The sequence below is a fragment of the Kamptonema sp. PCC 6506 genome (assembly GCF_000180455.1).
Taxonomy (GTDB): Bacteria; Cyanobacteriota; Cyanobacteriia; order Cyanobacteriales; family Microcoleaceae; genus Kamptonema; species Kamptonema formosum.
In genome coordinates, this window is the sequence record NZ_CACA01000237.1 from 1 (window position 1) to 8,939 (window position 8,939).

Here is an 8,939-nt window from a genome sequence, read left to right on the forward strand (position 1 = left end):
CTATTTAGGCCCGCGAGCATTCAAGCGCTCGAAAACGTGACGTGACATTTGTGGAAATATTGTCTCATTTCTTGCATAGGCTGGATCGTCAGCAAAAATCACTAAAATATAGATAGCTCGATCGTCTAAGGTTCTAATAAATGCGGCTTCTTGGCGGGAACCGGAAGTGTAACCAACTTTAGAACCAAAGTAAATTTTAGTTGGCAAAGATTCGCCTAAAAATCCTTTTATAGAGTTACTAGGATCGTTTTTCCAAGCTTTAGGATTTAAGTCTCTAGTTAATAAGTAAGCCATTTTGCGGCTAGCAAGTGGAGAAACGGCTTGTCTTGTATAAATTTCGTATAAAAGCCTTGCAGCTTGATCTGTTGTCACCTGATTCCGAATGGGTTTGGGGGAGTTACTCCGCAGTTGTAACTCGCGTCCTTTTGGCCCTTCTTGACCTAAATAGTAGATCGGATAATTTTTGGTGGTGAGTTTAATACCTTCGTATCCTGCTGCTTGGAAAAAAGCATTGATTTGTTGACGTTTTTTTAGCCAAGTTTGCAATTTTTGACCGCTAAGTTCTCCCCCTGATTCTGTGTCCGTGATGGTGTCTAGAATCCGGCTAGCAGCATCGTTATTGGATACCTGTATCATTTGCTTGAGGTCGGAAGTAAAAGAGGATTCATCTTTTTGGATCAGACCTTTTTCTAGGGCTCCATAAAAACCTGCCATCCAAAATAATTTGGCTACACTAGCGGGAAATCTAGGTGTTTGATTTTGATAGCCGGCAAAGGTGTGGGCGTTGGAATTGCTGACATCAATTAAGGTAATGGATAGGGAGGCTGTAGGTAGTTTTTTGCTGGTGGCGATGTTTACAAGTTCGTCAACGATGACTTGTAATTCTTGGCTGTAAATTTGGTTTGGGGGTATTTTGACGTTGTAGCTGAAGGTGCGATCGCTTTGGTTTGAAGGCGGATTGGAAGTTCCCTGAACTGGTAGCGGCGATATAGTAGGGGGTTGAGAGACAATTGGCGGTTCTGCGACACGATGACTTCTGAAGGGAATTGTCACTATCCAAGCGATCGCGATCGCGGCGGCGGTTAGGGAGAGGATATTGCCATATTTTAACCGAGAGGATTTGGCAGGAGTTCGGCGGCGTGGTTTAACTGAACGCCTTTGGTTTTGGCGACGGGGGTTGATTTGGCGGGGTAGCTTCTCTATCTGCATCAGAGTAGTATAGTATCCAATCCGCCTTTTACTTTACCCTAATGTGAGCAATTTGGCAGGAAAATCTGTTATGAGTTGTCGCGTCAATAGCCAGAGCAAAGGTATTATTGTTGTAATTATTACTAAATCGTGCGTCTGACTCTACGAGCGAGTTAAAAAGTAGCGAGAAAATGAGTTCAATCAAAGTAGATTATAGCCTGAGAAAACCTTTAAATGTTTGCCGCTAGTGTTGGATGGTTTTTGAGGACTGGGAGCGCTATTAAATCTACTTTTATAATCTGTGGAGTGTGGCTTATAAAGAAAAATAAAGATTTAGTGCTGAGTCTTATTGTAGAGCTTATAATCGATCGATATCAACACTCGCTCTAAATTATAAAACAATGACAGAAGCCAGAAAAATAGGCAAGATGTCCCGGAGAAATTTAATTCTGCTCGGTGGTGCGAGCGCAATGGCAGCCAGCCTTTGGCCGCACCTCTTGAAATCTCAAAGTGCGATCGCAGAAATAAATCCAAAAGAGGTGGCTCCCAGTATAATGGCAGATCAAGCGCTCAAAAAATTGATGGAAGGGAATCAGCGCTATATTCAGCAAAAACGGATTTTTCCCGACCAAAATCAGGCGCGAATTTCAGAGGTTGCACACAGTCAACATCCATTTGCGACCATTCTCGGATGTTCGGATTCGCGGGTTCCTCCCGAACTACTTTTCGATCGAGGATTGGGCGATATATTTGATGTGCGAGTAGCGGGCAATGTCACTGACAATACTATCATCGGTAGCATTGAATATTCGGTAGCAGAATTAGGGGTTCCACTGATATTGGTACTCGGTCACGAACGGTGTGGTGCTGTTAAAGCAACTTTAGAGGGTCATTCTGTTCCTGGCAATATTGGCACTGTGGTAGCAGCTATTAAACCAGCTTTAGAGCAAGTACAAAATCAGTCGGGGGATAAGTTAGATAACCTCGTCAGAGCTAATATCAAAATGAGTGTGGATAAGTTAAAAGTTACCTCATCGATTTTAGGGGAAGCGGTGAAGACTGGTAAACTAAAAATTGTAGGTGCGCGCTATGATTTGGATACAGCCAAGGTAGAGATAATTTACTGACCTTGGTCGCACAATTCCTAGATCGTAGCATTAACTTTATTGATACTCTCAGGGCTAAAGCCGCTGAGATTCTTGAATAGTCCAAAATCTAGACTTCAAAGGCGAGCACAAACCGCCTCTACTGATTCCACTTAGGTCTAGCCCAAGCTTCACCGCTACTTTTCTTAAAATATTAGCCGCGCCGTTACAATCGGCGTTGATTTCAACACCCTCAGAAGTACGATACAATCCACGCTTAACTCTTTTTCCAGATGCCTTCCACCCTAACTCTTTCAGAGTGGCTTCGCCTACGGGTTTTTCACCAAAATTAGGTAGCGCGTCAGCGTCTAAAAAACTAGCTTTACTGGTGTAACTTTCTTCAGTTTCCTCAAACCGAATACCATACAACTTGCATAGTTGTTCTATTCTGGCTTTGAGTCTAGCGGTAGGGATTTGTACAAAATTCTGATTAGTCTTATTGCCTAAATCTATTCCAGACTTTTGTCCTTTGTTCCAACCAAAAACCAAAGTGCCGATACTGTTATCTAAACAATGTTGAATTACTATGCGAGCCGCTTTGTTAACCGCATCTCGCATTTGTCGGTTCCGCTTTTCAGTCATTGCCGCTAAACGTTTAGACCAGAAGCCATTGGGTTTATCGGTCATTTGCTTAGCAACTTGCTTGTTGTACCATTGGTTGATAGATTTTAAGTGCTTGCCATCAACAATAAAACTTGTCCCGACATTGCTAACCCCTGTTAACCAATTATTTAAGCCGTGATCCAGACCCAAACATTTAGCGGGATCTAAAATAGGTTTTTTAACCACAACTGGATAAACAAACTCAGCATAAAAGCAGCCATTTCTGGGCAGTATTCGTACCTCTCTGAGATTTTCAAAATCAAGGTTGGATGGCATCGGTAGGAAAAACTCTTTCAATCCGAACCAAGCATTAACACGCAGACCCAGAGGAAATCTAATTTGTCCGTCAATCAGTTTTAATGCCCGTTTGGGATAGGCAACTAATTGGTATCCTGGCTTCCGATAGTTGGGTGGCTTGGGTTTATTTTCAAGTTCGCCATTGCGCCATAGTTCTCTTAATTTTGCAAATGCGCTAATCGACTCTCCAACTGAGAGACAGGTTTGCGTTGCGGCATCAGAAGGAAGTGCCGAAAAGTGTGCATTTTTGGTAAGGTTTTTTACAAGGTCAAAACTTGTCACATACTTATGGGACTTAAACCAGATTTGTCGGGCATAATAAGTGGCGCAATTATGGAGCTTGTTTGACTCAGAGCAGATAAACTCAAGAACAGCTTTCAATTGCTGACTTGGACTAATTAAATTTTGCTGAACTCCTAACGGTACTTTCGGTTTTTTGGGCGTTTTACTTCTAGCTTTAGCCATGTTTTTATAACTTATATTGCTATTAATTAGCATCACACGGTATAGTCGATATGTCAAGTCGTGTCTACAAATATTTTATGCTGCCCCTGCCGGAATATAAAACCCATAACCACGTTAAGTTCCTGCTGAATTACCATTTTGTGTTTATCCCTAAGCGTCGCCGCCCAGTTTTAGTGGATAATGTAGCAACTAGAACCCGTCAGATATTTTTAGATTTGGCGATAGAGAAAGGTTGGGACATTTTGGCTTTGGAGGTCGCGCCAGATCATGTGCATTTATTTGTAGCGGTTAAACCCACAGACACTCCGGCATTAGTGGTCAAAGCTTTTAAAGGAAGGTCGAGTAATTACCTGAGAAAAGAGTTTCCACATTTACTAAAGTTACCTAGTTTGTGGACGAGTAGCTATTTTGTAAGTACCGCAGGTAATATTAGTAGTGAAGTGGTTAAGAAATATATTGAAGATCCACACCATGCCGCCAATTAAAGAAAGATTCACGGCGGTTAAAACCGCCCGTGCCGCTTACCTCTCAGGTCTAAAGACTCTGAGTTTCCCGCTTGCCGAACTGTTTTTATGAGTGCATCTAGGCGATCGCGATTACATCAAACCCATTTCTCGCAATCCCCCGCGCAGCCGTTCAGCTTCTATAGGGTTGCTGTGTTCGTCATGAAGCGCGATCGCTTTCTTAAACGCCGCTACACTTTCCGCCACATTCCCAACTTTGAGGAAAACAACGCCCAAATTTTGGTAAGCTTCCGCAGAGTCAGGATTGAGAGCGATCGCTTGCTGATAAGTCGCGATCGCAGCCTCTAATTTTCCCTGAGCTTTCAGTGTCATGCCCAAATTATAATAACCAGCAACAAAATTGGGGTCAATTTGCAAAGTCATCTCGTAAAGACTTTTTGCACCACCCAGATTGCCCTCATCCTTGAGTAAATTGGCTAAATTATTGTAAGCTCCCAATTTTAACTGAGGTAAAATCTCTAATTTAAGTGCGGTTTGATAATGTTCCTTTGCTTTGTCAAACTGTTGTTGTTGACGATAGGCAATGGCTAGATGATAGTGCAGTTCATAGAGTACATAAGTATCTATAGAGATCGCGGTCAAGCCTCGTTTTAATAGTGCTATCCCTCGCTGAACTTCCCCAATTTCCACGTACAAAGCACCTAACTTGCTGCATACATAGGGGTCATTTGGATGTTGAGCGATATAACTTTCCATCGCTTCCCGAGCTTTTTGAAGTTTACCTTTAGCAGCGATCGCACCAGCTTGATATCCAGAGTGTAAAATCGCCACGCCAGGGAGAGAACCTATTTTCCATTGCAGTTCCCAGGTCATAATCTCCCCAACGCTGTCATCTACCATTGCATGATAAGGTCGAGAAAAGCGGATCTTGGGATGGTTGCGGAATAAGCGCGACACCAAGGAGTAAGGAGATTGTACTGCACCGATTTCTTGGCGGATCAGATTAATTAGCAAGTGGCGATCGCTCTTAATCGCCTGCTTCAGGTGTGGGACAATCTCCGAAGCCAGCACTTCATCAGCATCCAACACCAAAATCCACTCACCACGAGCATACTGGAGAGAGTGATTTCGCGCCGCCGCAAAGTCGTGACACCATTCAAAGCTATAAACCCGCGCGCCGAATCTTCTAGCGATTTCCGGGGTGCGATCGCTCGAACCCGTATCCACCACCACAATTTCATCCACAACCTCTTTAACGCTGCTTAGCGCCAGGGGTAGCGCCATTTCCTCATTTTTGACAATCATGCACAAGCTTAGATCCATCTGCCACCTAATTTTCTTGACTTAAAACGGGTCGTTGTAATTTTAGAGCTAAATTTGACAGCTTAGGAAAGCCTCTACTTACAACTTTCGACATATAAAAAATTATTTCTGACTGTTTTTAGAGATTAAAAAGCCTCAAAGCTCTGATTTTCGGTCAAATTTCTAACCCATCAGATTCCTCCCAATGGTAGAGGAGAATATACAGCCGCAATTGTTATTCTTAGAACATAAGGCAAAGAAAAAGAATAAAAATTGAACGGTCAGGAGAAAAAGAAATGGGAATTATTGCTTGGATTGTATTAGGTTTAATTGCTGGCGCGATCGCCAAAGCCATTTATCCAGGTCATCAAGGCGGCGGCTTTCTAGCAACAACTGTTTTAGGAATTTTGGGTGCTCTAGCTGGCGGTTATCTTGGTCAAGTCCTTTTAGGAACTAGCGCGGGTGCATCCTACGGAGCTTTGACCATCCCTAGTGTAGCATTTGCAGTCATCGGTGCAGTCGTGCTGCTGTTCATCTGGGGTTTGTTAACTCAGCGTGCTGCGTAATAAGTTAAGTTTAACTAAAAATAGATGATTTTAACAATCCTCTCGACAGGCTCAGAGAGGATTGTTAATTGTTAATTGCTAGTGGGTAACTTGTATGGAGGAGATCGCGATCGCCACCATTTAGCACAGACAAGTATAGTAACCCTTAAAACCTGTAACTTAAAACTTCAATTACCGACCCATTATCAGGTAAATCAGCAGGTTTAAGCGCGATCGTATCCCGATCTATGCGGCGCACAGGAGTGCCACTCATTAGCGCTAAAAAGTCATCTAGCGATACCAAATCGCAGGCCGCTGCATCCGCTGCTGGGGTTTTGTAATGAGTGGGAATCACCATTTTGGGTTTCAGAAGTTCCACAGTTTTTTTCGCCTCTTCAGGAGTATAAGCCTTGGGGCCGCCTCCCACAGGAATTAACAGCAAATCTGGCCGTCCGAGCAAGATTTGTTGTTCAATTTCAATTTGTCCGGCAATTCCCCCCAAGTGTAGAATTTTGACACCCGCCTGCTTCCACATCCAAGCCACATTCATCCCAAAACGCCGTCCCCCTTCGCGATCTTTCTGTGTATTAATACCCTCAATCCGCATCCCATTAAACTGAAAAACTCCCGGTTCGTAAAGGAGTCCCGGATTATTTGAAAATCCCTCGATCGCGCCTTCATCTAATAATCTGCTGCTAATCAGAATTAAATCTGTAGCCACATTGGGAGCGCGGTATCCCGCCGTACAACCGATTGGACGGAATGGATTTACCAGCACTTTTAGACCGTCGCCAGTGAATAAAAAGCAAGTATGCCCTAACCATTGCACGGACAAACCATTGCTGGTTTGTGCTTGATAGCTTTGCCATCCTGAAGGTAAGGTAGTTGCTAAAGCTGCTAGTAAACTTGTCTGTGCGTAACGCATTAATTGTCGCCGTTTCATCTTTCTTCCTATCTATTTAAACCCGTTTAATTTGACCGAATATCATCTCTTACATTCACCTTGGTGGGATTAAAACCCGATTAATTTTGAAGCCTTGCCAAGAAATTTCGTAGCAATTGCTTCCCCGAAGTTGTCAATACACTTTCAGGGTGAAATTGAACTCCCTCGATATGCGGGTATTGGCGATGACGCACGCCCATAATCGTACCATCTTCCACCCAAGCTGTAATTTCCAAAACCTCTGGACAACTTTCTCGTTCAATTACTAGGCTGTGGTAGCGGGTGGCAGTTAAGGGCGATTCTACCCCCTCAAAAACTCCTATCCCTGCGTGCAGAACCGGAGAAGTTTTACCGTGCATTAAAGTGGGTGCAGAAACAATATTGCCCCCAAAAACTTGACCGATACTTTGATGACCGAGGCAAACTCCTAAAATGGGCATGGTTGACCCTAATTCTTTAATCAATTCTAGAGAAATTCCGGCATCTTCTGGTCGTCCTGGCCCTGGAGAAATCACAATTGCTGCTGGCTGCAACTGGCGAATTTCTTCTATAGAGATTTGGTCGTTACGGTAGACTTGCACTTGGGCGGCTACAGGTAAATCTGCCCCCAATTCTCCTAAATACTGCACCAAATTATAGGTGAAGCTGTCGTAGTTATCGATGACTATAATCAAGGGCTATACTCCTATAAATAAGCTGTTGTCTAATGGCTAATTACTGGTTGAATTAGGGCTAATAAAGGAGGCAGCAACAGGGTAGCTGCGACGAGAGCAGAGACCATTGCTGAAACTAACACAGATCCAGCAGCACAATCTTTCGCTATTCTAGCTAGGTCGTGGTAGGTTTGCTGAACTGTTAAGTCTACCACTGATTCTATGGCGGTATTTAGCAATTCTAGGGCTAAAACTAAACCGATTGTTAAGCCAATTACGGATATTTCTACTGGTTTTAGATGCAAAAAGATACTTAAAACAATTGCTAAGGTGCCAATGACAGTGTGAATGCGAAAATTCCGCTGAGTTTCAAAAGCATAACTTAGGCCCGCCCAGGCGAATTTAAAACTAATTGCTAAACTGGAGGCAACTTGCCAGGATAGTTCCCGGTTATGTTTCACTGCTTTAGTACACGCTTTCAGGCTTTGGGTTGAAGAGTCTGAATCGGGGATAAATTCTGCACGCTCCGAGGAGATTGACGACTCATTTAATTTCATAAATGGCAAACTTAAGTGATAGAGATGAGTGTTCCCAAGACCTTGAAGATTGGCTTAATTTAGTCTCGTAGCTTTCCTGTTTTTGTTGATTTTTGGGTGTGATTTCAGAAAGTTATTTTTGACTTTGTTATGATGAAAGTTAACTCATCGCCCACCAATCTTATATAATTGAAATCGTTTATGTTTGAACGGTAAGACCAATCGTTTTAAGCAATATTTCTTGTTGATTGAGCATACTATTCAAACTATCTTCATCCGGGTGATCCCAGCCCAAAAGATGCAAGAAACCGTGAGCCGCTAGCCATGCGAGCTCCGTTGTTAAGGGATGGTGTTGCTGCTGGGCTTGGCGGTGAGCTGTATCGACCGAAATTACTATATCACCCAAATACAGGGGCATGGATGCTACCATTTCTTGGGGATGAGGACAGTTTACCTCTAAAGCGGCAAAAGCTAGTACATCGGTCGGTTGATTTTGCTGCCGATATTGGCTGTTGAGGGTTTGCATTTCAGGGTCTCCTGTGAGGCGGAGGCTGAGTTCGCAACTGGGAACTGGCCCAATGTCTGGGGAAAGGGTTTCTAGCCATGTCTGAAACCAGGTTTCCCAGGTTTCTGGGTGAATCTGTCCCTCGGCGATACTCTTAGGGCTAATTGTCGCTGAAGTTGATTCGTTAGCTTCCCAGAAATAGTCCTGTACGCTCACCTCGATTTCCATTTTTTGGCACTCCTGTAATGTTGGTTAACTGTTAACTGTTAACTGTTAACTGTTAACTGGTAACT

Annotated in this window: 10 protein-coding genes; 3 read left to right on the forward strand and 7 right to left on the reverse strand. The window is 43.4% G+C overall.

Annotation, left to right across the window (positions count from 1 at the left end; all coding sequences use genetic code 11):
• Nucleotides 1-1,209, reverse strand: a complete 1,209-nt coding sequence (locus OSCI_RS12190; RefSeq protein WP_007355259.1) for a serine hydrolase — start codon at nt 1,207-1,209, stop codon at nt 1-3.
• A gap of 380 nt (nt 1,210-1,589) precedes the next feature.
• On the opposite strand from OSCI_RS12190, the gene OSCI_RS12195 reads away from it, so the two are divergent.
• Nucleotides 1,590-2,315 carry a carbonic anhydrase gene (locus OSCI_RS12195; RefSeq protein WP_007355260.1) on the forward strand — a complete coding sequence of 242 codons (726 nt, stop codon included), beginning with the start codon at nt 1,590-1,592 and terminating at the stop codon, nt 2,313-2,315.
• Nucleotides 2,316-2,369: 54 nt separating this feature from the next.
• Here the strand turns inward: OSCI_RS12195 and OSCI_RS12200 are convergent, their stop codons facing one another.
• On the reverse strand, nt 2,370-3,698 hold the full coding sequence (locus OSCI_RS12200) for an RNA-guided endonuclease InsQ/TnpB family protein (RefSeq protein WP_007355261.1): 1,329 nt from the start codon (nt 3,696-3,698) through the stop codon (nt 2,370-2,372).
• Nucleotides 3,699-3,775: 77 nt separating this feature from the next.
• Between OSCI_RS12200 and tnpA the strand changes: the two genes are divergently transcribed.
• Nucleotides 3,776-4,183, forward strand: a complete 408-nt coding sequence (tnpA, locus tag OSCI_RS12205; RefSeq protein ID WP_007355262.1) for an IS200/IS605 family transposase — start codon at nt 3,776-3,778, stop codon at nt 4,181-4,183.
• 111 nt (nt 4,184-4,294) lie between these two features.
• Here the strand turns inward: tnpA and OSCI_RS12210 are convergent, their stop codons facing one another.
• Complete coding sequence (locus tag OSCI_RS12210) at nt 4,295-5,485, reverse strand: tetratricopeptide repeat protein (protein WP_007355263.1); 1,191 nt, start codon at nt 5,483-5,485, stop codon at nt 4,295-4,297.
• A 275-nt stretch (nt 5,486-5,760) separates the two neighbouring features.
• On the opposite strand from OSCI_RS12210, the gene OSCI_RS12215 reads away from it, so the two are divergent.
• Nucleotides 5,761-6,030, forward strand: a complete 270-nt coding sequence (locus tag OSCI_RS12215) for a GlsB/YeaQ/YmgE family stress response membrane protein (protein WP_007355264.1) — start codon at nt 5,761-5,763, stop codon at nt 6,028-6,030.
• A 145-nt stretch (nt 6,031-6,175) separates the two neighbouring features.
• On the opposite strand, the gene OSCI_RS12220 is transcribed toward OSCI_RS12215, so the two are convergent.
• The 4 genes from OSCI_RS12220 to ybeY all read right to left on the reverse strand — a co-directional run bounded on the left by OSCI_RS12220 (nt 6,176) and on the right by ybeY (nt 8,874).
• Nucleotides 6,176-6,952 carry an MBL fold metallo-hydrolase gene (locus OSCI_RS12220; RefSeq protein ID WP_007355265.1) on the reverse strand — a complete coding sequence of 259 codons (777 nt, stop codon included), beginning with the start codon at nt 6,950-6,952 and terminating at the stop codon, nt 6,176-6,178.
• Between the two features lie 80 nt (nt 6,953-7,032).
• A complete protein-coding gene (locus tag OSCI_RS12225) occupies nt 7,033-7,626 on the reverse strand; it encodes an anthranilate synthase component II (protein WP_007355266.1) in 594 nt (197 codons plus the stop codon).
• A 29-nt stretch (nt 7,627-7,655) separates the two neighbouring features.
• On the reverse strand, nt 7,656-8,162 hold the full coding sequence (locus OSCI_RS12230; protein WP_007355267.1) for a diacylglycerol kinase family protein: 507 nt from the start codon (nt 8,160-8,162) through the stop codon (nt 7,656-7,658).
• Between the two features lie 178 nt (nt 8,163-8,340).
• Nucleotides 8,341-8,874 (reverse strand): rRNA maturation RNase YbeY, encoded by a 534-nt coding sequence (gene ybeY, locus OSCI_RS12235; protein ID WP_007355268.1) that lies wholly within the window; start codon nt 8,872-8,874, stop codon nt 8,341-8,343.
• Nucleotides 8,875-8,939: the final 65 nt, after the last annotated feature.